15 protein-coding genes are annotated in these 25,418 nt (G+C 65.8%); 3 read left to right on the top strand and 12 right to left on the bottom strand.

The annotated features are described in order from the left end of the window. Positions 1-136: 136 nt before the first annotated feature. From dpdD to P8T65_RS33780, 12 genes are all read right to left on the bottom strand, one after another. Positions 137-2,356 carry a protein DpdD gene (gene dpdD / locus P8T65_RS33835; RefSeq protein WP_316728995.1) on the bottom strand — a complete coding sequence of 740 codons (2,220 nt, stop codon included), beginning with the start codon at positions 2,354-2,356 and terminating at the stop codon, positions 137-139. Then, complete coding sequence (dpdK, locus tag P8T65_RS33830) at positions 2,353-2,865, bottom strand: phospholipase D-like domain-containing protein DpdK (protein ID WP_316728994.1); 513 nt, start codon at positions 2,863-2,865, stop codon at positions 2,353-2,355. The genes dpdD and dpdK overlap by 4 nt, the downstream gene beginning before the upstream one ends. Continuing rightward, the gene (gene dpdJ / locus P8T65_RS33825; RefSeq protein WP_316728993.1) at positions 2,862-7,346 is read right to left on the bottom strand and encodes a protein DpdJ; all 4,485 of its coding nucleotides are present in this window, start codon (positions 7,344-7,346) and stop codon (positions 2,862-2,864) included. The genes dpdK and dpdJ overlap by 4 nt, the downstream gene beginning before the upstream one ends. Beyond that, positions 7,343-8,053: a hypothetical protein gene (locus P8T65_RS33820; RefSeq protein ID WP_316728992.1), complete on the bottom strand. Its 711-nt coding sequence runs from the start codon at positions 8,051-8,053 to the stop codon at positions 7,343-7,345. Before P8T65_RS33820 ends, dpdJ begins: the two co-directional genes overlap by 4 nt. Then, entirely contained in the window at positions 8,050-11,109 is a 3,060-nt protein-coding gene (dpdH, locus tag P8T65_RS33815; protein ID WP_316728991.1) for a protein DpdH, read from the bottom strand. The genes P8T65_RS33820 and dpdH overlap by 4 nt, the downstream gene beginning before the upstream one ends. Next, positions 11,106-12,029, bottom strand: coding sequence for a protein DpdG (dpdG, locus tag P8T65_RS33810; protein WP_316728990.1), 924 nt, complete (start codon positions 12,027-12,029; stop codon positions 11,106-11,108). Before dpdG ends, dpdH begins: the two co-directional genes overlap by 4 nt. Then, positions 12,029-14,635: a protein DpdF gene (gene dpdF / locus P8T65_RS33805; protein ID WP_316728989.1), complete on the bottom strand. Its 2,607-nt coding sequence runs from the start codon at positions 14,633-14,635 to the stop codon at positions 12,029-12,031. The genes dpdG and dpdF overlap by 1 nt, the downstream gene beginning before the upstream one ends. Next, positions 14,632-17,889 (bottom strand): protein DpdE, encoded by a 3,258-nt coding sequence (dpdE, locus tag P8T65_RS33800; RefSeq protein WP_316728988.1) that lies wholly within the window; start codon positions 17,887-17,889, stop codon positions 14,632-14,634. The genes dpdF and dpdE overlap by 4 nt, the downstream gene beginning before the upstream one ends. A 1,326-nt stretch (positions 17,890-19,215) precedes the next feature. Continuing rightward, positions 19,216-20,319, bottom strand: coding sequence for a DGQHR domain-containing protein DpdB (gene dbpB / locus P8T65_RS33795; protein WP_316728987.1), 1,104 nt, complete (start codon positions 20,317-20,319; stop codon positions 19,216-19,218). 38 nt (positions 20,320-20,357) lie between these two features. Then, on the bottom strand, positions 20,358-21,578 hold the full coding sequence (gene dpdA, locus P8T65_RS33790; RefSeq protein WP_316728986.1) for a tRNA-guanine transglycosylase DpdA: 1,221 nt from the start codon (positions 21,576-21,578) through the stop codon (positions 20,358-20,360). Then, the gene (gene dbpB / locus P8T65_RS33785) at positions 21,575-22,708 is read right to left on the bottom strand and encodes a DGQHR domain-containing protein DpdB (protein ID WP_316728985.1); all 1,134 of its coding nucleotides are present in this window, start codon (positions 22,706-22,708) and stop codon (positions 21,575-21,577) included. The genes dpdA and dbpB (P8T65_RS33785) overlap by 4 nt, the downstream gene beginning before the upstream one ends. After that, on the bottom strand, positions 22,705-23,268 hold the full coding sequence (locus P8T65_RS33780; RefSeq protein ID WP_316728984.1) for a hypothetical protein: 564 nt from the start codon (positions 23,266-23,268) through the stop codon (positions 22,705-22,707). Before P8T65_RS33780 ends, dbpB (P8T65_RS33785) begins: the two co-directional genes overlap by 4 nt. A gap of 456 nt (positions 23,269-23,724) precedes the next feature. Here P8T65_RS33780 and queC point away from each other — a divergent pair, with 456 nt between their 5' ends. From queC to queD, 3 genes are read left to right on the top strand one after another with little or no spacing between them, the layout of a single operon-like run. After that, positions 23,725-24,420, top strand: a complete 696-nt coding sequence (queC, locus tag P8T65_RS33775) for a 7-cyano-7-deazaguanine synthase QueC (protein ID WP_316728983.1) — start codon at positions 23,725-23,727, stop codon at positions 24,418-24,420. A 2-nt stretch (positions 24,421-24,422) separates the two neighbouring features. Further along, positions 24,423-25,058: a 7-carboxy-7-deazaguanine synthase gene (gene queE, locus P8T65_RS33770; protein WP_316728982.1), complete on the top strand. Its 636-nt coding sequence runs from the start codon at positions 24,423-24,425 to the stop codon at positions 25,056-25,058. Continuing rightward, positions 25,058-25,414, top strand: a complete 357-nt coding sequence (gene queD, locus P8T65_RS33765; protein ID WP_316728981.1) for a 6-carboxytetrahydropterin synthase QueD — start codon at positions 25,058-25,060, stop codon at positions 25,412-25,414. The genes queE and queD overlap by 1 nt, the downstream gene beginning before the upstream one ends. Positions 25,415-25,418 lie beyond the last annotated feature (4 nt).

The raw sequence follows: 25,418 nt of genomic DNA, 5'->3' as shown, positions 1-25,418 counted from the left end.
AGGGCGTAGGGAAGTGGAAGAAACCGCCCCTCGTGCCTTCCGGTTTGGGAATTCCTTCTGAGTAGCGACCCCGGCAGCATGATCAAGACAACGTGTTAATGATCTGCAAGCCCTTAGCCAGCTGCGTTATGGACCGTCACCCTTCCGCCAATTCACGCAAAATCGCCGATGAGCCACGCGAGTTGACGAGTACAACTGGGCGCATCCCCCGCTTAGCAGTGATGAAGTCAGTGGCGGCATGCTTTGCCGATGCCGTCACCACGACAAAAACGTCAGCATTGGCTGCCTGTGCGGCAAGTTTGCTGCTGCCGTCGTGTTCGGCGCTCGTCTCGATGTCGATCTTGGGTACCAGGATGCGCAGTATCTGTGCAGCCCGGGTGGTGGCCGACTCGGTCAGGGAGTACAGCACCACCTTTGAGTCCTGCAGGTAGCGGTACGGCGCTCCAGGGTCGGCGTCCTGTACCTGGTCGGCAAGCAAGTCTTCCGGGACGCCGACTCCCAGTTCGCCGGCTATGAGCTTGATGGCCTCAATGCCGGTTGGGTCCAGGGCCGTCTTAAACGGCCTCACCAATTTGGTGGTCTTGTAGAAGAAATCAACAGTGGCAGGGCTCGTTGCCGCTGCCGCTGTAGCTGTCGCCGTCTGCAGTATGTCGATCGCCCACGTCGTGGTCACAGCTGAGACGTTTGCGGAGACGATGAGATCGGTCCACTCGAGCGCCGAGGCGAACACCGCGGAGGCGGGGTTGGCAGACAGCAGATAGTCCAGCAAGGCTTGGGTCTGCACCCGAACGCCGGCCGAGTTCTTGCCGCTGAGCGCGAGACCGGCGAGGACACGTTCACTGAGTTCGGCCGCTCCGTCTTCAGTGAAGATGTCGCGGTGCGCTGCCATGAACTGGCCCCCGAGCTCACCGAGTTTGCCGAGTGTCTCGTCGGAGGCGTCGTGAAGCCATGCTGTCAGCGCACTGCTGCTCAGCGGCGTCCAGCCGTCAGTGATTTCGGGGCCGGCAGCCAGCGCTGCGCCGCCATGGTCCCCGTCCAGAGCATCCAGCCAGGTGCGCCAGTCCGGGTGTGGTCCGTCCTGGGTGAACTGCTCCAGCCAGGCAAGATCATCGCGCAGGCGTGCACTCGCTCCCTCGATCAAGTCGTGCAGGTGATGCGTGGAGATGTACTCAAGTGCCAACGTTGCTTGCTGCGGTGACTGCAGGTCGCGTGCACAGGTCAAGAGCAGGTATGCCGCGTGGAGGCTCGGTTCGAGCGTCAGTACGAGTTCGATGGCTGCCTGAAGTTCACCCCGGGCCATCATCCCGGTCGCGCGCTCGAGGGGTGATTCGCTCGGGGCGCCGGGCTGATCCAGGAGGGCGGGTGGCTCCGACGGGGCCGTGAGCTGAGGGGTTTGTTCCCGGTGCAGGTGCAGCACATTGCGCAGGTGGGCGGGGAGGCCGGGTTCGATCGTGCCGGCTTCGTCGAGGAGTCGGTTGAGTGTGTCGTCTCCCGCGTCTCCTTGGACCGCGATGAGGAACTCCACGACAGCCTGCGCCCGACTCGTTGTCGGTGTGCCCGAGAACAGCGGCCGCAATGCCGCGGGGAGCGCGGCAACGGCACCGAGTAGTTCCTCCTCTTTGCCTGCTGCGTCGTGCGGGGCGAACCATCTGGCGTAGACCGCCTGCTGGATCACTTGAGTGACGCTCAAGGGGCGACGCATGGCGAGGACGTGGTCGAGATCCCGGTCCCCGAGAACGGCCTTCCAGTCCTCGAGTCCAGCGAACAACCGCAGTCGCAGGAAGGCCAGGTTCGACCGGTCGAGATCGGCGGTCGCCTCAAGTTCGCGCAGGCAGGCCAAGGCGACCGTACGGTCGCGGGCAGCGATGGCGTGTCCGAGGTCGTCGAGGACCTCGACGGTAGTTCGGGGGGCGTCGAACTCCGAGGGCGGCCGACCGTTGAGGAGTTTACTGAGAACCAGCAGGGCGTCGCGTACCTGGCCTCGCGCGCGTTTCCAATCCTCCGAATCCGCTGTCGGGCGGGGCAGCACCTCAAAGCGTAGTGGCTTGACAGTTGCCTTTGCCAGTGCGGCATCGAACGGATCAGCCGGGTTGAGGGCACCACGGTGGCGGGGCAGGTCGCTGAAAGTGGGGCCGATCCAGCTGTCGAGGATGGCGAGTGTCTCGCGTTGCTGGCGTGCGGTGGGCGCAAAGCCGTACCACCACAGACGGCCGCCGGAGCTTCGCGGCAGGAATCCGATCTGGCGCTGCTGGATGCCTGCCATGAAGTTCTCGAGGATGAGTTGCAGGTTCGGTTCTACCCGTGTGGGCGTGATGTCGTTGCCTGGACCGAAGAATTCCTTGAAGTCGATGCTCATGGCAATTGGTACCTGTTCTGGTATTCGACCCAGGCGCGGGCGATCTGGTCGGGGTCGGATACGACGGTGACGCCTTCCTGGTTCACTTTCTGGCCGAAGAAGGTGAAGTTCATCGAGCCGTGAACGTGGAATCTATCGCTCACCATGCCTTTGTCGTGCAGTGTGTTCCGGATGAGTAGGGTCGGCCGTGGCCCCACCGGGGCGAGGTCGTTGAGGCGTTGTCCTGTGATGGCGTTGCGTGGATCGTCGCGCATGATCACTCGGACGTCCGAGCCACGGCGGGCGAGTTCGATGAGTACTTCCGTCAGCCGGATGGGCCGGGCCGGCAAGGCGGGGAGCACGCTCTTGAACTGTCCGGCTGCATTGTCGATGACGGCAATGTCGGAAATCCACGGGGACAGTACCCACAGGCGACTTGACGGAGCCAGCAACTCGGCCACCAGAAGGTTCTGCAGCAGATCGGTGAGCTGTCGGGTCTCGCCGGCCCCGACGGTGGTGATCCTTCTCATGCGGACACCTCGGCAAGTTCGAGGGTGGCCACGACGCTGCCCTCGGAGCGGTGGTCGATCTCGACGACTCGTGGGAACACCTGGAGGAAGTCCGTTTCGATGGCGCGGATCGACAGATCCACCAGCATGCCCGCCAAAACGGTTACGTCCTCGGGGAGTGCGATGAGTTGGGCGGATCCCTGTTGGGCCAGGCGTGTGCGCACCAGGTTGTCCGCGTCGGGATCTGTCACACTGATGAGGTCGTCTGTGGACGTGAACAGCCCCCGAAGCAGATCGGGTGCAGCCGGCCAATTGTCGAAGTAGGGGTTCCACGACTGCAGAGCTCCGGAGCGTATGGCCCATCCGCGTGGCCACAGTGCGCTTTGGATGGCGTCGATACGTTGGCGGTCTGAGGAGTTCGCGGACAGGTTCAGTCCGGCGTCCAAGTCGTACCTATGACGCATCAGATAAGCCCAGGTACGCGGCGAGATTTCAAGGCCCAGACGCTGCTCTTGGATCTCCCACTCGTCGATAAGGGTGTGAAGTGCCTGGTCCGTCTGTGCGGTCGATCCGGGCCGGAGCAGGCGGTTTGCCAGGCTCGAGACGACAGCCTGTTCCGCACCATGGATGCCTGAGGCGCGCAACTGCGCCCGTATGCGGTCGAGGTTTTTCACACGGTCTGCCTGCGTCGCCGAACTTCGGTACTGCGCAACGAGGTCGAGCCAGTCGCTGCGCTCAGTGGTGTAGCGCACGATCCGCCGCATGTGCGCGTCGACCAGTTCGCTGGTGGAGGGCTGGACGGCTCTCATGATCAGCCGCAGGAACCGCCGCGGATCGGGGCGGACGCGCGTTGCCAGCGCTTCGATGATTCCGCCGCCGCCGATCGAGGCTTCGGTGAGCCAGACCTGGCCGCGGCGCCATGTGCCGTCGGCAGCGTAGCCGGGCTCTACGTCGACGATGATGCCTTCAGGGTCGTGCTCGGGACAGATCTCCCGGGCGGCCCACAGGGCCGCCTGTCCAAGCGTGGCGAGGACACGCTGGCGCAGCCAGGCCTGGAACTGTGCAGGATCAGGGTTCCAGACCTGATCCGTAAGGTGGTCCAAGCGGGCGACGATGTCTTTGTCGGCGAGGAGTTGGCGCAGTCGCTCACCCACTCGACCGAGTGTGGCGGACTCGCTCTCCTCGACGTCCGAACTGCGGAACATTGCCCTCAGGGTGTCCGTCAGTCGGTCAGCGAAGGTGTCCCGCACCGTCTCGTAGGCGTGGGGAAGCGGCGTGCCGTCGGTCACGGCGGACATCAGCAGCATGCACTCGATGGTCTGGTGCAGCCATTCCAACTGGAACTTGTTCATCTGTTCCAGCAGTTCGGGGTCATTCGTCAAAACGTGCTGGAACCAGGCGCTGCGCAGGGCTGGGTCGAGGTCTCCCGGTGGAGTAATCACGTCTGGCACCGTGATGGTCAGGCGCAGGCCGTCCACGTCGTAGGTGGCTCCGAGACCGACCCGCTCGTCATCGAGCGAGAACTGTGCTTTGACGCGGGCTTCGCCGCCCCGGGCAAAGACCAAACTGGCCTCGCTCTGGACTGCAAGACGGCGGACCTCGACGTGGGCGTTTTGAGCGTGAAGGAAGAAGCGCGCTTCACCGATGAGGCCGCCGATGGGGTCCGACAGGGGAAGGCGGGCGACCAGGCCGAGGCCCCTCTCCAGGAACTGGGATCGCCAGACCAGGGCCGCGTTGGAAGCATCCTTGAGTTCTGGCGGTGCGAGTTGGAGTTCCACCCTGTCGGGACGGACGATCGGGATGGGGGTGGGGACTCCGCTGACTTCGACGGTGGCCGTCTCCTCCCGGTGGTGCGCCTGGAGGACAGGGGCGAGATCCATGACGGTCTCACGCTCCCCGTAGGGAATGGGGATCCAGTGCCGGTGCTCGAGGTTGCGGGTGGCGAAGCGCCGTGACACCCGTCCAGGTGCGTATTCGCGCAGCATCTGAGCCAGGCCCATCGCCTGGAGTTCAGGCTCCTTCTCCCACGGCTGCTGCGGGGGTATGACCACGTACCCTTCGGGAAGTGCGAGTTCGCTGAAGAGGTTCTCGGGGAAGAAGTCGGGCAGCGGGTTTCTGCCCATCATGTCCTTACCCTTGACGTACGTGTGGTCCTCGGCAATGGCCCACTCGTTGTCCAGTCGTCGTGCCAGGGTGGGCACGGCCGCCATTATGAGGGGGCGAGGGGGGTGCCACAGGATCTCGGCGGCCAACTCCTCCGGGACCTGGAGTGCGCCTTCGATCCACAGACGGAGGCTGCGCTGGCGGCCGGGGTCGCGCAGCAGGTCGCGCAGAATGGCGACGGCAGTCTGCTGAACCTTGCGGTTGTCCGGGTAGTCCGGATCGGCGAGATCCTTCAAGTCCCGCCACAGCTTTGCGTACTGGTGAACGGGTTGCAGTTGTTCTGCCAGCCAGTCAAGCATCGCCAGGGTGGCTTGTATGCGGAGGACCGCGCGGTTGCGGATGGGAAGCACCAGTTCGGGCAGGACGGGATCGAACAGTGCATCCCAAGCCTCGTAGGTGGCACGGTCACGCCCGTAGTCGGAGAGCACAACTACGGTGTACGGGCGCATGCGGCGGCTTCGGCCGGCTCGGCCCTTGCGCTGCAGGAATGCGGCGACGCCGCGGGGCGCCTTGTGCTGCAGCACGGCACCGACGTCTGGATCGTCGAAGCCGACCTCGAGCGAGGCCGTTGCGACGACGAGTTGGGAGGCTGTGTCGACTCCTGCGTCCTGCGAGGTGGTCCGGCTCACGTTCAGGCCCGGGCGGCCGAGTGCGTGGCCCAGTTTCACCGGCAGGTCCCAGACCTGGCCGGCGCGCCGCTGGTCGGTGAGGCCGTCTTGGCCGGGACGGCGCATGGATGCCAGGGGGTCTTTGAACTGCTGGGTACGGGGGCTGCGGTAGCGCTGGCCTTCCGCGTCGAGGAGGTAGAAGAAGAGCCGGTTGGTGACATCGAGGTCATCGGTGAAGACGAACGCCTTGGTGCCCAGAAGTCCCTGGGATGTGCGCTCTGCCGGGTGGTCGAGGACGCGCGGGAGGAGCATCGCTGTCTGGATGGTGGTGGACAGCACGGAGGCGCCGCTGGTCGGGTCGCTGCGCACTGCGACCATGTATTCGGCGCCCTCGTACTCCATTTCGTCTGCGCCCGGTTCGATGTTGGTGACGAGTCCATCGTCAACGCCCGTCAGATCGGCCATGTGGCGAACGGCGTTCGACAGCGTCGCGGACAAGCCGACGAAGGTGACCGGACTGCGCAGAGAGTGGTGCCAGCGCCGCAGGACGAGGGCTGCCTGGGCGCCGGTGGTGCCGCTGTAGGTGTGGATCTCGTCGAGCAGCATCAAGCGGGGTTTCTTGGCCGCGCCGACACCGAGCAGTTTGCCCAGCGACAGGTCGGACAGACCGCGGTTGAGCATCTCGGTGGTGGTGAACAGCACGTCCGGAGGCCGCTGGCTCATCCGCTGCCGGGTCAGGACCAGCACGGAGTCGTCGAACACGCGCGTGCAGGTGCCGCAGGTCAGGCGTTCCGTTCTGGTCCTGGCGTCCTGCTCGGACCAAAACAGTGTTCCCCCGCACACGGTGTATCCGTTGCCGGGACAGGTGAAGTGAGGGCACTGAAAGCCTTCAGCCCGCTTCGTCCATGCGGAGTAGGAGGCTGTCAGGCTTTTCATGCTGGTCGGGGTGTCCTTGTTGAGCACCCCGATGGTCATGGGCCGGCCGTTGGTCTTCGTCCACAGGTGGTCGAGTCGCCGGGCGTTCGCAAAAGCGGTGTTGAGTTGGTCCTTGAGGAGTTCATTGCGCGGGTAGACGGCCAGCGCGCGCGTCCATGCCGACTTGTCCTTGAGTCCCGTCAGGTAGGCGAAGGCCGGCAGGTAGAAGGCGAGTGTCTTGCCGCTTCCCGTGCCGGCACCCACGACTGTGGCGGTGGTGATGTTGGACTGCAGGGCCGTGAAGATCTGACGGCTGGCGCGGACCTGGAACCCGCTGAGGTCGGCGTGTTTGGGCCCTCGCCGGGTCATGGCATCGATGACCTGGCGGTAGAGGTCGTGGAGCGCATCGGTGCCGTCGATGACTGCGTGTCTGGCCTGGTCGCGCCGGGGGTAGGCACGGGGGCGCCGTGCGTAGCGGAAGTCCGAGACGAGAGCGGCACCTTGGCGCCAGGCCGTCGCCGGGTCGCCGGAGGGGAAGATCTGGCGCAGTCGGGCCAGCAGACGCAGCGTCTCGCCGTTACGGGTACGCCACCGTGACGGCGTGACCGAATCATCACGGATGATCAGGCCCTTGTCCTCGAGGTCCTCGATTGCCTCTTGGGCGGTGTCGAGTTCGCCGCACTTCATGAGGATGTCATCGATATGGGTGTGGAGTTCGTCGTCGGTGAATCCGCCGTCGACAACGCCCCAGGACAGCAGGGGGTCCTCATGTGCTTCGAGAACGTCGAGGATTTCACTCTCGGTTTCAGGAGTCACCGCAGCCTCACCCAGAAGCGGTCCAGGATTCCCAGCCTTGACAGCCCGGCAAGAACCTCGGGGGTAAAGGAGTTCAAGGGCGCCCCGGCTGCTTCCTGGGCACCGGTGATCACTCGGGCGAGGACCGGGTCAACGAGTTCGGAGATCTGCTTGCCGCATGCCTGGAGGCTCTCCAGCGCCGCGGCCAGCCTGGCGACGTCGCCCAACTCGGGGACGGCGCGGTTTTTCAGGACATTGAGCACGCCATGCGCCTTCTCGATCTTGATGCGGATCTCCTCCACGTCGATTCCGCTCTTGCCCAGCGTAGCGACGAGATCCTCATTGATCACCGGTACTTCACGGTTGCGTTCAGCAGTCCATGCCTGCTCGACGGACCCGCGGAGTCCCTTCACGAAACCATCGGCTGCTTTGACTTGCGCCTTCAGTGCTTGCGATGGGGTATCGGCGTCCTGACCGGGCAGCGATTCAGCGAGCGCGTGCAGGGCCGCGGCCAGTTGGGCGGCCTGCGGAGCGAGGTCTGCGTCCAAGGCTGCGTGGGCTGCGCGCAGTGCAGCCACGCCCTTTCTGAGGCGCTGGATCGTCGCAATGAGAGTCTCAACGCTCTCGGCCTGCCCAGCCAGCTCGCCGGTACGCCGCTTGATCTTGTCCTCGTCGTGGGCAGCGACTGCTGCCACACGCAGACGCTGAACTTGTTCGACGAGCGTCATACGTCCCCCTCGGGTCCGGCCACGTCCATGACCTCACGGCTCAAGGTCTCCAGCCCGGTAACGAGCCTCTCGAGGGTCTCGTCGTACTCACGGCGAGCTTCCGAGGCAGGTCCGGCCTGGAGCTTTTGCTCCAGTACCTTCACGGCGTCCAGCGCAGGGTCGAGCCAGGCTCGGATGCGCAGGGCCGGCCCTTCATCCAAAGTCACCAGGCGCAGGCGCTGATCGGCGGTGAGGGTGGGCCAGGCGTCAAGGCCCTCACTCAGGTCCCTCACCTTCTTCAGATCACCGGCTTTCACCGACTTCGCCGCGCCCTGGAGGGCGGGCGCGTTGATCGAGTTGGCTGACTGGCCAAGCGACGCCAGGTCGGAGAGCAGGGTGGTCAGGGCATGGGCCACCTCGGCGACGTCACCGCCGAGATCGCTCACGTCGGGTACCAGCCGTCGGGTTTCGTCGAGCAGCGGATCCAGCGTGGTGACGCGCTTCTCGATACCGTCCGCCAAGTTCCTGATCTGCTCGGGGACATGCTCAGGCCAGGGCGCAGCAGCCGCGTCATCGCGCACTACCCGCACAAGGCGCGGCAGATCAACGGCCAGCGGCTTGCCGGTGCCTTGGCGGTAGGACGTCAAGCGGAGCAGCCGCCGCTGAAGGAGGTTTCGATCCGCCTTCGGGTCAGCGTTGGCGAAGCGGTCCTGCAGTCGTCGCGTGTAGGGCCGTTGCGTGGCATCGGCCAGCCTCGGCGGGCTGGCGAAGAGCGCCTTAACCCGGCTGAGTGCGTCGCTCTTGTACGAGTCGGCGATCCCCAGGGCCCTGCTGACGGACAGAAGGGCGTGCGCAAGCCGGGCCAGTTCGGCGTCGTCACCTTGCGGAGGAAGGAGGAAAGCGGACACGCTGTCCGCCCATTCCTGGACCTTGTTCACGCACAGGCTCTGCAGTGCATCGCCCTGTTCCACGTTCTCCCAGGACTCCTTCGCGTTCACCCAGGCGAGGGCACGAAGAACGCGGACGTCCTCCACATTGCGGTGGTCGATCGAGATCAGCGCGGTCTGCAGGCCACTGCCGTCCAGCGCGATCGAGGTGTTCGCATCAAAGCTCGGCGCGAGTTCCGCCCTTCCCTTGGTCCAGTCTCCGCTGTCGCCTCCGTATCCGTCTTCGAGTCCCAGACAGCCGATGACGGCAGTGTGCACGATCTTCCGGAGTTCGTTGCGGTGGCTCTGAAGAAGCTTGCCGCTGTTGTGCCATTCGTCGACCGCCTGGACCAAAGGCGGCTTCGAAGCCGCCGGGGACGGGGGCGGCGGGGGAGGCGGGTCCGCCACAACGGATGCCTGACGCGTTTTATCCACGGGCAGGCTGGGCTTCTGCCGTGACGACTGATGCGGGAGAGTCTGCTGCTCTGTAGTGAGGTCAGGCAGGGGCGGGACGGCGAATGCTTCGTGGATCGCCGGGTGAAGGTTCTGCGGTCCGTGGCCTGTCCCCCAAAAGCGGACCATCCGGACGCGGCGCTCGGAGAGTGCGGGGTCACCTGGCGTGCGCAGCCGGACGTGGTCCTCGACGTTGTCGAGGATGTCCAGCGCGCCGATGTGGAAGTCGTTCTCGAATCCGGCGCTGGGAAAACGGCCTTCGTCGAGTTCGGTCTGGTCACGGTGGAGGACGGGGCGCAGGACGCGGGTCAGCACGTCGCGCGCGACAAAGGCATCACCCTTGGACTGGCTGCGGATGGCCCGGTCGAGTGCCGTCCTGCTGAACGGGAACAGACCGACGCCTTCAACCTCCCCGAACGCCTGGTGGCACTTGTCCCGGACGGGGCATTGCAGACAGTGGTTGGGCTCCGGGCGTTCGTCCGTGCGGTGCCTGTCGATCTCTTTGGAGCCGACGCGTACCGCGTTTAGGTACCGGGCGGCGAACCCTGCGGGGTCGAACGGGGCTGTCTTGTCCGCGGGGAGTTCGAGATCGAAGACCTTGTAGGTCCGCGTGTACACCGTCTCCGGCATCTGGTTGACGAAGTAACCAGTGGTGACGGCCATGACGACACGCATCGGGCACAGGGCAAGCGTCTCGGTGGGCAGCAAAGTGATCGCGTCGATAAGACCGCCCTGGATGCCTTGGAAGATCGAAAAGTCCTCGATCAGGAGGAGGAGTTCCAGCCCCTGCTTGTGCAGGTCGAGGCGTAGTTCGACGAGGAGTTGCTTGAGGTCGTCTCCCCCGATTCCGAAGACCTCGCTGACCGCCGGTCCGAGTTGCTCGTTGAGCATCTTCGCTGCCAGGTCCCGCAGGGGAGCATCGCTGGCGAGTGCGCTGGCGACACTGGCAGCGTCGGCGCCGGCCTTGCTGACATCATCGACCGAAAGGTCCAGGTCTGCTGCGCTGAAACCGAACGCGTCCTCCTTGTCCTCCGAACCCTTGCCGGAGAGCTTTTCCCGGACCAGACGCGCGATGGGACCGTTGTCGGCGAGCAATCGCCTGCGGAAGACGGGGTCGCCCAGCAGGGCGGGCAGGCCCTCCGCAGAAGCAAGGAAGGCGCGGAGATCGTTCTCCTCGGGCGTGCCGTCTTTATCTGCTCCGCGGGTCTCGACCAGGACAGCCAACTCGTTGCGCAGGCGAAGCTGTGCTGTGGTTTCGTCCGCGGCAGCATCCGAAGCAGCGGCAACCTTGGCACGCAACTCCTCGGCGCGTTCGCTGGTGGCGTGTTCCAGGATGAGTTCGAGGATCCCGCGCAGCGACATGCGGTGTTTGGGGACAAAGATCAGCCGCGTCGCGTCGTTGGGCTTCAGGTTGATGCGAAGCCAGCGGATCAGGTGCGACTTCCCTGTGCCCGACTTCCCGAGGATGGGGATGATGGGCTGGTCCGCTGGCAGTTCCTCGACGGCGCGCCGCAGGCTGTGCTCGTCGACGACGGTGCCGCCTATCGCGCTGTCCACCTGGTCGCGCAGGAGGATCGGGATCGAGCTGTGCGTGGCGAGGAACACCCCGTTAGAAGTGCTCTCTGCCTCAACCGGAATGATGGCCGGGGCCTCGCGGGCCTCCCAGCAGGCGGCAGGAAGAGTGCCCCGCCAAGTCATCGCTTTCCTCCTTGAACCAGCGTGACGTGCGTTTGACGTTGGCTGTCGAATCGCGACAGCCGAATGCCGTCGGCGTCCGGCAGGGTGTCGAAGACAAGCCGGCCGCGGTCCTGCAGGATGCGCAGTGCCTGACCTACCGAACTGTCGGCGCAATCTTGCGCGATGCCCGGGTCAGGGTCTCCGTCGGGAAGGGACGCCACGAGGGAGGCGCGGACCAGACCGCCATGCAGCACAGGCAGTTTGGTCGCCAGCTGGCCCAGGAAGTCACCGATGGGCACCTGTCCGGCAGGCAGTTCGTCCAAGACGTCGTTGATCGCCACGACGGGGAGGGGCACAAGTCCCGATCTGGCTTGCACAAGCGAAGGCGCCGTGAGGCCAAGTGCCGGTCCCCATCGGGTGACTGCACCCCATCGCGTGTCGTTGGTGATGCCCCAGGTGTCATTGTCCAGGTCCGGGAACTGCGCCTGCTGGAGGGCCTGAACGCCGCTGGTCCACGCCAGGGGACGCCCGAGCGCATCCTGCGCAAGGAACCACGACATCGCCCTCAGCAGATCACGCGCCCCACCGGTGAGGCTCTCCCCCGGGCCCGTCTGCCACGGGTCACCGTCGCGGTCCAGATCGAGGGCATGCCTTTGAAGCGCGCGGCGGAACGCCACAGGCGACAGTGTGCCTCCCCGGACAGCGACGCTGTCGCTCACGGTGATCACACCGTCCGTGTCACTGCAGAGCATCCCGATCGACCGGAAGGTGTAGAGGGTGTGCGCGACGCCTTCAAAAGAGGAGCTGTCCTCGTTCAGGCCCGGCGGTCTGAACGCCTCGATCAGCTCTTCCTCGGTCCAGGCCCGTCGGGATCCGGTGAGGAAGTTGATGATGGCGCGGCCAAGGGCCGGAAGGCTTCGCGGGGGGTTCAAGACAGCCATCAGAGTCTCCTGAGGAAGTCGTCAATGGTCCAGTGAGGGCTGCGGATGCTCTTGATGAGTGCATCTGGATAGGCCGGGTCGGGCATGTCTTCCGGGACGACTACGACGCGAAGTGGTCCACTGGTGGGGGCGAGCCATGAGATGGGCGGCGTCTCCCCGTGGTCCATCAGGATCAGACTCGGCACCGAAAGGCGCGCAGGTACCCCGCCGGTCCGCAGGGGGTCCACGGCAACCATGCCCTCGTCGGCGAACCGCGAGGCCGTACGGATGGCCGGGAGCCCGAGCAGCGAGGCCGAGGCGGCAATGCCGCGTACGCCGTTGGTGACGCATGACTGGATGAGGTTACTCAGGGCTGTTCTGAGACGTCCGTTGGGGTAGGTGACCACGATGCTGCGGTGGCCGGCGGCCAGGTTCGCCAGGGCGGTGCTGGGGCTTCTGCCGAGGTCGGGCATGAGCGCTTCCCCGACGAGCGGGCGCGCGGTGTGCAAAACGGGCTGGTGCACGTGGGCCTCTGCGGGGCATCCGGAGCACGCGGGCGCCACGTTCTGGCTGGCCCGCATCGCACCTACGTCCGTGTAGGTGTACTCCTCGCTCAGTACGCGTCCCCAGCATTCTCTTCTTGCCAGCAGGCGGGTGATGCGCGCCGTTGAGGCGGCTTCGGCGTTCTTGATATCCGCGCGGGTCCGCTGCAAGGCAGCCTCGAGGGTTTGCCGGTCCAGGTTGGCCACGTGCGATCTGAGCCGTACAGGAACGTGGCTTACGAAGGCAGTCCACTCCTTGCTGAACCGTGCTCGCCACGCCTGCTCGGACTCGCCGGGTATGCGTTCGACTACCGGCGGGTCCGGCCTCTCGATGGTGATGAGGTTGGCGCGTTCCATGAGGACGAGCGTGTTGCGGTTCCACAGTTGGTTGGCGTCCGAGGGCTCTTCGCCGTGCCCGGGTACGACTGTGGTGTCCAGGATCAGGCCCTTGCCCTCCTGCGGCGGAGGGAGGCAGTGATCGCGCATGGCTTCCCATCGGTTCCACGCCTTGGTGTTCCCGATCACGGTCGCGTTTTCGACTTGCTGGCCTTCGGCCGCGTCAGGCACGGCAGGAAGCCAGACCGACAGCGCCGCGTGGCCGTCGCGTCCCGCGCGGCCGACTTCTTGGTAGAAGCGGTCGACCGAAGCCGGGACGCACGCATGCACCACGGTACGTACATCGCTCTGGTCTACCCCCAGACCGAAGGCGCTGGTGCCGACCACGATGTCGGTCGTGGTCGGCCCGTCGTCGCCGGACCATCCATGCATGATGTCAAGACGCTCGGCAGAACCGAGGTCTCCGTGGAAAACGGCGGTGCGAGCAAACCCGGCGGCCCGCAGACGCTCAGCGATGATCCTGGCGGGCTCCTTCTTAGTGGTGTAGATGATCGCCGGCCGCGGGAGGTGGTGCATCGCTTCAATGAGGCGTTCGATCCGGACGCCGGAAAACGTGGTGGCGCCCAGGAAGTACCGCAGTTCGGAGCGCAGGAACGTCGACCCGACGAACAGTGACTCGGCGCTGCCTGCGAAGAGTTGATCGTTGAGTTGGAGGCTGGGCGCCGACAGCGTTGCGGACAAAAGTGTGACACGCGGCGGGGGGTGCCCGGCCCCGGTGGCGAGTTCTCGCAGTTCGCCCACGAGCGAGGCGACGATCTGGAACTCGGGACGAAAGCTCAAGCCCCACAGGCGCACCAAGTGCGCCTCGTCGATGACCAGGTTGGTGAGTTGGCCGGACGTCGCAAGGGTGCGCAGCGTCGCGGTGAATCCGCGTACGAGGGCTTCGGGTGACGTGAGAAGGATCCGCTGAGTTCCCTCGCGCAGGCGTTCCTTGATGGCTGCGCGTTCCTCGCTGAGGCGGCCACTGTGATAGGCCAATTCGCGAGGGAGCACGGACGTCGGGAAACGTTTGCGCAGGTGGCGTTCCTGGTCGAGCGCCAAGGCGATGGTGGGCAGCACCACGATGGTGGTTCCGCGTGCACGAAGCAGCCCAGGGGCCAGACCGACGAGAGATTTGCCCGTGCCGGTGGGCAGGACGACATGCAGGGTGGAGGCCGGATCGGCCAAGCAGGCCGTCCGAACTGCGCTGGCTTGGCTGCGTGAGCGGTAGCGGTCGATGTCGGGAGCGATCGCGTGCAGGGCTGGATCGACTGGCACCGGGCTGTTCGGGCGAGCGCTGGTCTCCACCGTCGTGTTGTCGGTGCCTACGAACGGCCCGGGGCTTGCGCAGGCGAGATCGATCCAGCGGGGGTCGCCGTGGAGCCAGTCAGGCGTCCAGGCGTCGCCGAGCCGCACGGTGTGCCGTGTGGCGCCGAACCGTTCGACACGCAGGTGCGCTCGCTTGAGCGCCTGCAGGTCGATTCCGCGTTCGTGGAGGTTGATCTCCAGTTCGTGGTGGCGCTGGCCCGTCACGCCCGCTTGATGGCGAAGCATCTGAGCCAGCAGAGCGGCAATGTCGCCGCTGAGGGCGGGCCCGGCAAGGCCGGAGCGCCAGGCGTCGGCGAAGCGCCGATGGGGGCCAGTGAGCTGATCCGCCGATGCCTCCCTTCCCAAAACAATGCGCTGAACGATGTCAAGTTGAGCGGTCACGCGCGACCGTCCTGCTCCAGGCTGCGGCCCGAGATCACGACCACACCGGTGCTGTCCAGGCGGAGCGAAGGCGTTTGGAGCGCTGTCATCAACTCCTGCCCCGCCAGCGCTTCCGTTTCCACTTCTTCCTCCAGTTCAGCGCGCTCGTTTCCCTCTGACCGCGCGGCACGCAGTCGCAACTGCCGTAGTCGGGTGGCTATATCGGTCTCGGCGAGGGCCAGGGCCCGTGTGCGGGTCTCGCTTACGGCGTCGTCGTTGTGGGCCAGGTGCTGAGCACTGTGCTCAGCAGCACGCCAGCGCGCCCCCCATTGGCTGGCCGGAATGAGTTCGTATGCGTGTTTGATGCGCTCTGAGTTGAGTGCGTAGTCGCCTCCAAGCTGCCCGGGTGCGGGCTTTGCATAGCGCGCCTGCAGGGCGTCGAGATGGCGCTCGTCGGTGATCGGTGTGCCGTCTGCGTCTGTCCACACAGTCACGATGAGCGGCGGGAAAAGCGCGTCGGCCCGGCGTCGCAGCGACGGCAGGTCCACCAGGTCGCTACTCCAGGCTGCAGCCAACTGGTCGAGTAGGTCGCTTTCCGGGCTGGCCTGCAGCGGTTGCGCTTCGACGGCGTAGTCGAAGCGGTAGGCGAAGCGCTCTGCGTAGGGCCAGGCGGGGATCCACCGCCACATGCCGAAGGCTCTCCCCCGGTCGTCGTTCCACAGGAAGTCGGACACGGCATCGATGAACTGATCGCCGTAGCGGTAGAGGCGGACGTCTTCGTGCTCGACGGCCACTTTGCGCACGAAGGTGCCGCGGTGTCCTGCAAGCGGCACAAAGTCACGCTGCAGTCTCGCAGCGGGTACCAGCGGGATTTGAACCTGTCCGGCGGTCGGCCGGCTGACGGGTTCGTAGCTGCCGATCGCATGGGCGGGGTCGCCGGCGGGTGCGAACCGAAGGTTCCCCGCCTCCCGCCGCGCGGACAGCAGCGCATCTGTAACGTCGGCAAACGAGGCTGCCTCGCTCTCCGAGGCCATCATCCGGCCGTACACGGAGCGCTCATCAGCAGGTGCTTCGATGCTGTCCAGAGCGTCCTGTTCCTGTACGCGCTTGACCTCGTCCTCGAGCATGGTGCGGACCGTGCGGATGGCCTCGGGTGCCACCTCAACACCGTGCTCGAACAGCATGTCCCAGGCAGTGTCTGTGGCGGCGTCCACCGCGTGCTGCAGGCTGGCTACGGACTTGTCGAAGACGGCGAACCCTTCGCTGAGGATGCGCATCCACGCTGCAGCAAACGAATGCGTGTCGTCCGTCTCCGCCACCCAGTAAGAGCGCCAGGCGCCGCCTTCGCGATGCGCGTCCCAGCGGTCGCATCGGCCGATACGCTGCTCGAGACGGTTTGCCCCGGGCGGCAGGCCCACGTGTATGAGGAGATCGGCGAACTGGAGGTTTCGTCCTTCTTCCGCTGAGTGGTCAGCAACGAGGACGGCTGCCGTCCGGCTCTGCTCAAAAGTCCGCACCGCCTGCTCGGACACTGCGGGCGAGTCGCTCGCCAGGTGCTGGTAGACAGTCTCCGGAAGCAGTTCCCTGAATGCGCCGGCCAACTCCCCTGCCAGTTGCGGTGTCGGGCAGAAGACGACCACCCGTTCACGTGTTTTGAACAGATAGGTCAGTGCATCGGCCAGCGGGCGTGCGATGTCGCGGCGGCGGCTGACGAACCGCAGGTCGCTCTCGATGCGGTCGAGCGCTTCCTGCTCGCCTTGTGCGGCTGCCGCCCGAGACTGCGTCCACGCGCGCAGGGCATCCGGGTCCAAAGACAACGCGACTGCCGTCGCGAAGGCGGACGCTGCCTCTCGGCGGGCTTCCCTGTCGAACTCACAAGCAGCAAGAGCCTCCTGGCGCCAGTTGTCCAGGAGGGAGGCAAGGCCGGCAAACGCGGACGAGGGAAGAACAACCTGCTGGGGGCGCAAACGCCCGGTGACCCTGTACGACTCGTGCAGCGCAGCGGTACGGCGGGTACGCAGCATCCGCCGGTGGACCCGGTACACCTCGGAGACATAGGTGCGCAGCGAGCCGATCGCGCCGGCCAGTGCATGCCGGTCCGGTCCTCCGACTGCCTGCCTGACCTCACTGATCAAGGCGGCGACTTCAGCGTCTTCAGGAAACGTGGCACCGATCTCAGTGAGGCGCTTGTTCAGCAGAACGCCAGGAAAGTGGGGCTGGAGTCCAAGGAACAGTCGGCCCAGCCCCGAACGCGCCTCCATACGCTGGCGCAGGTCCTCGGCCGTCGTATCCCGGTAGACGGCTGGGTCGAGCAGTTTGAGCATGGCCAGGAAGGCGCGTTCGTTGTGCAGCGCCGGCGTCGCCGACAGCAGCAGCAGGCGCGGGCTGGCTGTGGCAACCTCAGCAAGGCGCGCGTAGCGGCTGGACAGTTCGGGCTGCTCGCTGTACGCGAGGCGGGCCAGATTGTGCGCCTCGTCGACCACGACGAGATCAGCCGGTTCCCACGTGTCGGGTGCGTCATCGCGGGAGTACACGATGCGGGCGCCCGGGAAGTCACCCGTGCGGAACTTGCCCGACAGTTCGCGGCGCCACTGCTCCACGAGGAACGGCGGGAGAATCAGCTGCACGGTGAGGTCGGACTGGTCCAGCAGGAGTTCCCGGATGATAAGGCCGGCCTCGATCGTCTTGCCGAGACCGACTTCATCTGCTAGGAGGTAGCGCTGCACCGGGTCCTGCAGCACGCGCCACACGGTCTCCACCTGGTGCTCATACAACTCGATACCACTCGAGAGTGCTCCGCGCATACCATGGGCCGCCGAACGCTGCGTCAGGGTGCTCTGCAGGAAGGGGCGCCGCATGTCGGCCAGCAGAGGCGATTCCATCAGTCCGGCGCCGGCAAAGCCGACGGGGTCGGTCAGCGGCTGTGCCCAGCGGACATACAGGTCCTCTTCAGGGAGGTATCCCTCCCAGTTGCGCGCCCGCACGTAGATGTCCCGCTGAGCCGTGGTCTCGATGACACGCCCTGAACGCCACGTGGCGCCCTTCAGCCAGAACACCCGCATCTCTGGGGTCAGGGTGAGCCGCCCGAGCCCCTCCCTGGGGACGGTGTGACGACGGCGCTCACCCGCATGCTGTCCGGGGGTGTCGAAGTACTCAAGGACCAGGCCATCGCCGTCCTTGCCTACGAGTTTCCCGGCCCCGAGCATGTTGGCACTGGATACCAACAGGTCGCCCCGGCGCAGCGACAGGCCGCGGGAGGTATCGCTGCTGAGCATCGGACGGCTCACCTTCGGCGTGCGGGGCCGGGCCGGCGCCGCCTTGCCCGCGCCGCCGTCGATGGCCCGTGATCCACGGCACGCCGGGAACCGCGAACAGCCCCAGAAGCAGTTGCCTGCGTTAGGTCCCCGCGATGCGAATTGCATGACCATTTTGGCGCCGCACCGAGGGCACGCGGCAGGTTCGTCCGTCATGCCGCAGCCCCTTCCCGGTCGGCGATGCAGAGCGACAGTACCGGCAGGTAAGCTCGACCCCAGAGGCTCAGGGTGCTGCCTGCGGACCGCGACGGCAGGGCCGTTGAGCACGGGCCGACCCTGCCGTGCAGCCTGCCGCCTGACGCGGCACACAATGGCGCCTCCGGGCACAGCGGCATGCGGCGGCTCTGCACCGCCAATCCCCCATAGAAAACCGCGTGCCGCCACCGCCTCAGATATTCCGCCATCACCTCAAAGCGGATGAATATGACCTTCTCCCCCTCGGGCATTGCGTCGCACTCGCACGCCGAACAGCTGGCAAAGCGGATGAAATCCCCCACCCTCAGCCCCGACATTGCACTTCCTTCACAAGATGCTCACATCCAGCCGGTTGAAGCGTAAACCGCACCACCGACAACGCCCCCGCCAGGTGGACAATCTTGGGCGATCACGATTCGTCGACGCTAGGTCACCGCACCGAAGCCGCAACCCGGGCGGCCCGTCACCACTCCGTCCGGCACCGTCCTGCCGCCGCCCCACCACCCTTCCACGCCACCCCGCCGGGACACCGGGTATGGGATCACAATAAAGATGATCATTTAGCTTCATAACCCATGCAGTCGGTCCGGTCAAGACCGAGCACAAGCGATCAGTACCTGACGCTGCGGGAACACCGCGATGCCCGCGGTGCCAGGACGCTGCAGGCGCTGCGGGCCGAGGAGGAGACCTAACCTGCCCCGCCTGACGGGACCGGAAGGAGAAGGAGCGGCGCAGGACCTGCCGCACGGATAGATGCAAGCGTGGCGAGACGAGGTGTCAACCGGCCGGCGGCTACGTTCGAGTGACCCCGCTGCCCGTCATCGGGTTGACGACTGTTACCGAGTACTGCCGCAGGTTCATCAACACCAGCAACCAGGGCCTCGGTCCCGCGAGCGGCCCGGGCCGACACTCACCGGGGTCAGTCGGCATCCTCATGGGCTGGTGTACGACGGTGGAGCGCCGGCGGCAGCACCGCACGTGCAGCCGGCTGCTGCAGCCCTGAAAACGGATTTGCCCGCCACCGGATGCCGGCGGCGGGCGAATTGCCGTCATTCGCGGTGCCCCGGAGCTGGGGCACCGCGAACGGTCAGGTCAGCTGTGTACGGCGCGAACCAGTAGGTCGGTCAGGAGGCGGACGTCGTTGGGGGTGTTCTGCAGGCCGTTCCAGCGGCGCTGCTCGCCGTCGGCGAAGCGCCACATGCCGGAGGTCCAGGCGGTGATCGGCATCAGGCCCAGGACGGCGTTGCGCACTGCGTCGCAGTCGACGTCTTCGGCAGGCAGGCCGTCGGTGAGGCTGTCCATAACGAAGCCCATGGCCTGGATGCCGGCGCCGTGGGTGAGGCGGGACTGGCGAGGCGGGAGTTTCCAGGCGTCGCTGAAGGTGTCCTTGACGATGGTCCAGAAGGAGCGCAGGTGCAGCAGCATGCGGTCGACGTCGCCGGAGCCGTCTTCGGGGTTGCGGTACTGGTAGAGAGCGCCCTCGAAGAGGCTGTGCTCCAGCATGCGGAGAACGGCAGTGTCTTTGATGTTGCCGTCGGGTGAGGTGGGGCTGGCGATGCGGCCGTAGAAGGGGCCGTGGCCGTCAGTGTTGAGGCGGGTCATCAACTGGGCGGGCAGGCGCTTGCGGGCATAGGTGGGCGGGAGGTGGCCGCTGGTCTCGGGCAGAAGTTCGTGGATGAGGCCCTTGGGTAGCGGCTTGGTGGAGTTGACCAGGATGAACTGGGAGCGCTGATCGTCGTGGTTGTCGGCGATGAACCCGACGGCGGCGACGGGGAATTCGACCAGGTCAGCGTCGCGGATGGCGGCGCTGCGCTGCTGGCCGTCGACGATCAGGGCGGGCTTGTCCTCATCGGTAAGGGACTCGTCGACAGGGATCACCAACTCGCCGGGGACGGAATAGTCGACGCCGGCGGCCCGCCGCGCCCCACTCTCGAACCTGACGCTTTCGTCGAAGGCCAGGACCAGGGCGTTCGGGAGCATGGCGTTGTCGGACTCGAGGTAGCGGCGGATGCCGCGGATGTGGCTGAGGACCTCGGGGCGCTGGTAGCCCTGGAGGTTGCTGTCGCCGTCGCGGCGCACACGGGAGACCGCGGCGAAGCTGTGAAGTTTCTTGCCGTCGACGGCGAAGCAGTAGATCTTTCTGTCGCCCTGGCGGATCTCGAGCGCCGGGAGCCTGAGTTCGTATCGGTCGGCCATTGCATCTCCAGACATGTCAAAAGAAGAAAAGTGGGGGGTCACCCGAAGGTGAGGGAGCGCATTTTGGCCTCGAGCACGGTCAGATTGTGGAATCCTCGGCGCTTGTTCCGCTCGGTTCCCCGGAATATTGCGATCTCGATGCCATGTTTCTTGCACAGGGCGCAGGGGCAGGTGCGCCAGGGCGCGCCGCTGAGGGTGCGTTCGTAGTATGCGAGATAGCTCTTCTTCTTCGGGTCGAGGACGAGTGACTCGTAGGCGGCGAGGGCGCCCAGCACTTCTTCGAGCGAGTTCTCTCCGCGGTCGAATTCCCGCAGTGCGCGCAGGCAGGCCCGTTCCGCGGTGATGGCCTGGGCCTGGGAGACGCTTCCGGACAGGATGAGGCGTTTGAGTGCGGGGTTAGCGTCGACTTGGGGGACTCTGATGGCGGTGTAGGCGCCGGTGGCGGTGTGGTAGTTGTTGCGATCGTCCATGAAGGCCTGGCGGAAGGCGGAGGTGCTGTCGAAGCTGGTCACGCCGTGGCGGGCGAACTCCTCCATGCTGTCGACGCGGTTGATGCCGAGCAGGTGTAGTTCGGTGTCGTGGTTGCGTACTTCGTCGATGGCTCGCAGGCAGGCCAGGATCTCGTGGGACTTGAGGGGGACCATGCCGCCGAGGGCGATACGCCCGTATCCCATTTTCTGCAGTTGCGCGACGGAGTGGGCGTAGCTGTCGGGTCCCCATCCCTGGGCGGCGCCAACGGGTTCGAAACTGGCGCCGTGCTTTTTGGCCGTGGCGAGAAAGTTCTCGGCGAGTTCCAGGGAGATCTGTTGGCGTTCCACCCACGCCGCTTCAGGTTCCGTGTCGGATTCTTGAGGGATGTAGCCGAAGATGATGTGGTCGATGCTGATGCCGGCGTCGAATCCGCATCGGCCGTAGAAGTCAAGGACTTCGTCGACATCGTACGGGGGGCGTTCTTCGTCAATGTAGTTGAAGGCGCCACAGTCGCCGATGGTGGAGCAGGTGTCGGGGAGGCGGAAGAAGTTCCGCACACCCAGGCGGTAGAGCCGCTCGCGTTGTGGGGCGGAGTATTTCCCTGCACCCTTCATGGATCCGTCGACAACCGCCTTGCTGACGAGGATCCCGTCATACGGGATCGGCGTCACGGCCTGGTGGGCGTAGACGTCATCGCGCTGACGGACTCGGTAGGGCGAGTACTCGTCGTTGACGAAGTCATAGGTGGGGCTCACCAGGTCCTGACTGTCAGGGAAATAGAATTTCACGCGGCTTTTGCCTTTTCCTGCACATAGATACGGAGGAGGTAGTTCGACAGGGTGCTGATGTGGCGGGGGTTGTTCTGGAGTTCGTTCCAGGGGGTGTTCAGGTCGGGCCAGCGTCCCTGGGTCCAGCGGCAGTGCGGGGCGATCAGGGCGAGTTCGGCCCGCGCCAACGCCACAGCATGGGGTGAAGCGGGGTCGATGGCCATCATGACGCGGTCCATCAGGCGTCCCATGGAGCGGATGCCGACGCCGTGCATCAGCCGACTCCTGGTCGCCGGCAGCCCCCATGCGTCGGGGAAGGTGTCCCGCACCGCGGTCCAGTAGACGACGAGAATCTGACGGATGGTGGCCGTGTCGACCGTACCGTTGGACAGATTCTTGTAGGGAAAGAAGGCGCCTGACGGAGAGTTGAGGGATTCCTGGATCGCCATGGTGAGGCTGTTGTCCGTGACAACGGCGTCCGTCTTCTGCTCGGCCGTGGTGGACGGGCGGCGCACCAGGCCTCGAAAGGGTGAGTCCTTGTCGTGGTTGAGAGCCTCGACCAGCACGGCGGGGAGTTTGCGGGCGGAGAGCTTGGTCGGCAGCAAGGTGCCGACTTCCGGGAGGAGTTCGGTGACGAGGTTGGTGGGGAGCGGGGAGACCGTGTTCACCCGCAGAAACTGGTCGCGCTGGGTTTCCAGGTCTTCGGCAACGAAGCCGGCGATGGTCACGGCCAGGCGGGTGTTGCGGGTGCGGGCCAGGGCGAGGCTGCGCTGCTGGCCGTCGACGATCCAGGCCGGCCGCGGGGCATCGGGGGCGTCAGGCAGAGGGATTTCCAGCGTGCCCGAGGTGCACAGGCCGTCGCTGCTGCCCGGGCCCGGGCTGGACTTGAACCGCACGCTCGAGGGCAGCGCCATAATCAGCCCGTTGGGAAACAGGACCTCCTCGCCGTCGAGGTACTCGAGGATCTGCTTTACGTGCTGCTTCTTCTCGGGACGTTGATAGCCGATCAGTTTGCCGGCCTCGTCCCTCGAGATGCGTGCCACGTCGGCGACCTGGTGGACCTCTTCTGCTGCCAGGGTGAACACGTACAAGGGGATCGTGGGGTGCTGCTCGATCCGCAGGGCCCGGCGTTTAAGCACAAGGGAGGTCATCGAGGGCCAATCGTCGCTGTGTACAGGTTGGCGAAGCGCTTTTGTTCACAGGCCATTCCCTGGTCTCGCAGCAGGCGCAGCAGGCGGGTGCGGGAGTAGCCGGGGTGGCTGTCCTTCGACTGTTCGATGAAGTCGATCACGGCTTCGTCCGTCATCGGCCGGCGCTCGTAGCGTTCGGGGCGGGCGACCTGGGCGACCCAGTCTTCCCAACGCTGCCGTGCGCTGGGGGTGATGAGGTGGCCGGGCGTGCAGTGCTCGAGCCAGGAGGCCGCCATGCGGACGTTCAAGCTGGTGCGGGTGCCGCCCAGGGCGTGGCGCAGGGCGGCGTTGGCCGGCACGCGCACGATGCCGTCCAGATCGCCGGCGCCCCCAACCAGCACCACCTCGGCTCCCGTGGTCGCCAGCGCGGCAAGGTCGCGGTGCATGGCCCCTGCGTAGGTCTCGGACAGCACCACCAGCGCCCGGCCGGCAGCGGCTGCGATCTGGGGCAGTTGGCAACTGGCGTCCATGCGTTGCAGACGATCCCACCAGTCAGTGGCCTGCACGCTGGAGGAAGCCACGGAATCTGCGTGTCGGGGCAGGAAAGTCGCCGCGTAAGAGGGCGCAAGGCTGGAGACTGGCCGCAGGCCCAGACCGGCCGAGGCCACGTAGAGGCGGGGAACAAAACCAGCCCGAGATGCGGCTTTTGTGAGGACTTGGGCGCGCCGCCACTGGTCCCCCTGATACAGGTCCCCTAGCGCGATGCGCGGCCCTGGCACGGCGTGAAGGCGGCGGGCCCATTCCGCGGCCCGCTCCTCGAGGCCCGTCGCGGGCAGGGCGCGGGCCTGCAGAGCGGCCTCGGGGGGTGAGGCCTTCCGGTCCGTGCACGTAACCACGATGGGCAACTCGTTCACTGCGGTTCGACCTCTAGCTTCCGTAACTCGTATCTTGTTGTGGTTACTGTAGCCGGTAGTTAAGACGGTAGGCTGCACCTGTCTCAACGGAGGCAACTGGACTTCAGATTAGGGAGTGACAGCATGGACCGTCCCGCGATCGTGTTGCTGAGCGGCGGCCTGGACTCGACCACGGCGCTGGCCATCGCCAAGGACCAGGGATTCACTCCCTACGCGCTCAGCTTCCGCTACGGGCAGCGGCACTCCATCGAGTTGGAGGCGGCCCAGCGGGTCGCCAAGGCCCAGGGCGTGGCCCGGCACGTCATCGCCGACATCGATCTGCGGGTCTTCGGCGGCTCTGCTCTGACGGCCGACATCGAGGTACCCAAGCACGAGTCGCTCGCGGACGTGGAAGAGGCGGGGGTGCCGATCACCTACGTGCCGGCCCGCAATACTATCTTTTTGTCCTTCGCGCTCGCGTTCGCCGAGACGGTCGGCGCCAGCGACATTTTCACCGGGGTCACGGCTGTGGACTACAGCGGCTACCCCGACTGCCGCCCCGAGTACATGGAGGCGTTCGCCACCATGGCCAACCTGGCGACCAAGGCCGGCGTCGAGGGCACATCCAAGATCACGCTGCGCTCCCCCCTGATCGCGCTCTCCAAGGCCGACATCGTCCGCGAGGGTCTGCGCCTGGGCGTGGACTACTCCCTGACCTCCTCCTGCTATGACCCCGACGAGCAGGGCCGGGCCTGCGGCAAGTGCGACACCTGCCTGCTACGCCTGAAGGGCTTCGCCGAAGCTGGCGTCAGCGACCCCGTCCGATACCAGAGCGCCTGAGCATGACCTACCTGATCAAGGAAATCTTCTACACGCTGCAGGGCGAAGGCGGCCATACCGGCCGCCCGGCGGTGTTTTGCCGGTTTTCCCGCTGCAACCTGTGGACCGGCCGGGAACAAGATCGCGCCCGCGCTATTTGCCAGTTCTGCGACACCGATTTCGTGGGCACCGACGGCGAAGGCGGCGGCCGCTTTCGCACCGCGGAGGAGCTGGCCGATGCCGTCGAGGCCGCCTGGCCCACCACCGACCAAGCGCACCGGTTCGTGGTGTGCACCGGCGGAGAACCCCTGCTGCAGTTGGACGAGGCCGCCATCGAGGCCCTGCACGGCCGCGGGTTCGAGATCGCGGTGGAAACCAACGGCACCCGGCCCGCTCCCCGCGGTATCGACTGGCTGTGTGTGAGTCCGAAGATCGGCTCCACCCTGGCCCTCACCAGCGGCGACGAACTCAAACTGGTCTACCCCCAGGCCGGCGGCGACCCCGCCCAGTTCGAGCACCTCGACTTTCACCACTTCCGCCTGCAGCCGCTGGATGACGCCGACCGCGAGGCCCACACCCGTGCTGTCGTCGAGTACTGCATGAAGAACCCGCGCTGGACGCTCTCCCTCCAGACGCACAAGTATCTGGGAATTCAGTAATGGAAATCTTCCGCGAGTTCACCTTCGAAGCGGCCCACCGCCTGCCGCGCGTGCCCGAGGGCCACAAGTGCGCCCGCCTGCACGGCCACTCCTACAAGGTCACCGTGCACGTAGAGGCACCCGTCGATCCGGAGGCGGGCTGGGTGATGGACTTCGGAGACATCAAACAGGCTTTTAAGCCCATTGATACACAACTCGACCATTACTACCTGAACGACATCGAAGGCCTCGACAACCCCACCAGCGAGAACCTGGCCCGCTGGATCTGGGACCGGATGATCGCTGAACTCCCCGCACTGTCGGCAATCACCGTGCGCGAGACCTGCACCTCCGGTTGCACCTACCGAGGCGAGTAGCGGC

This window comes from Streptomyces sp. 11x1 (assembly GCF_032598905.1).
GTDB lineage: Bacteria > Actinomycetota > Actinomycetes > Streptomycetales > Streptomycetaceae > Streptomyces.
Note: the sequence above shows the minus strand (reverse complement) of the source record. Positions and strands in the feature narration are given on the sequence as shown.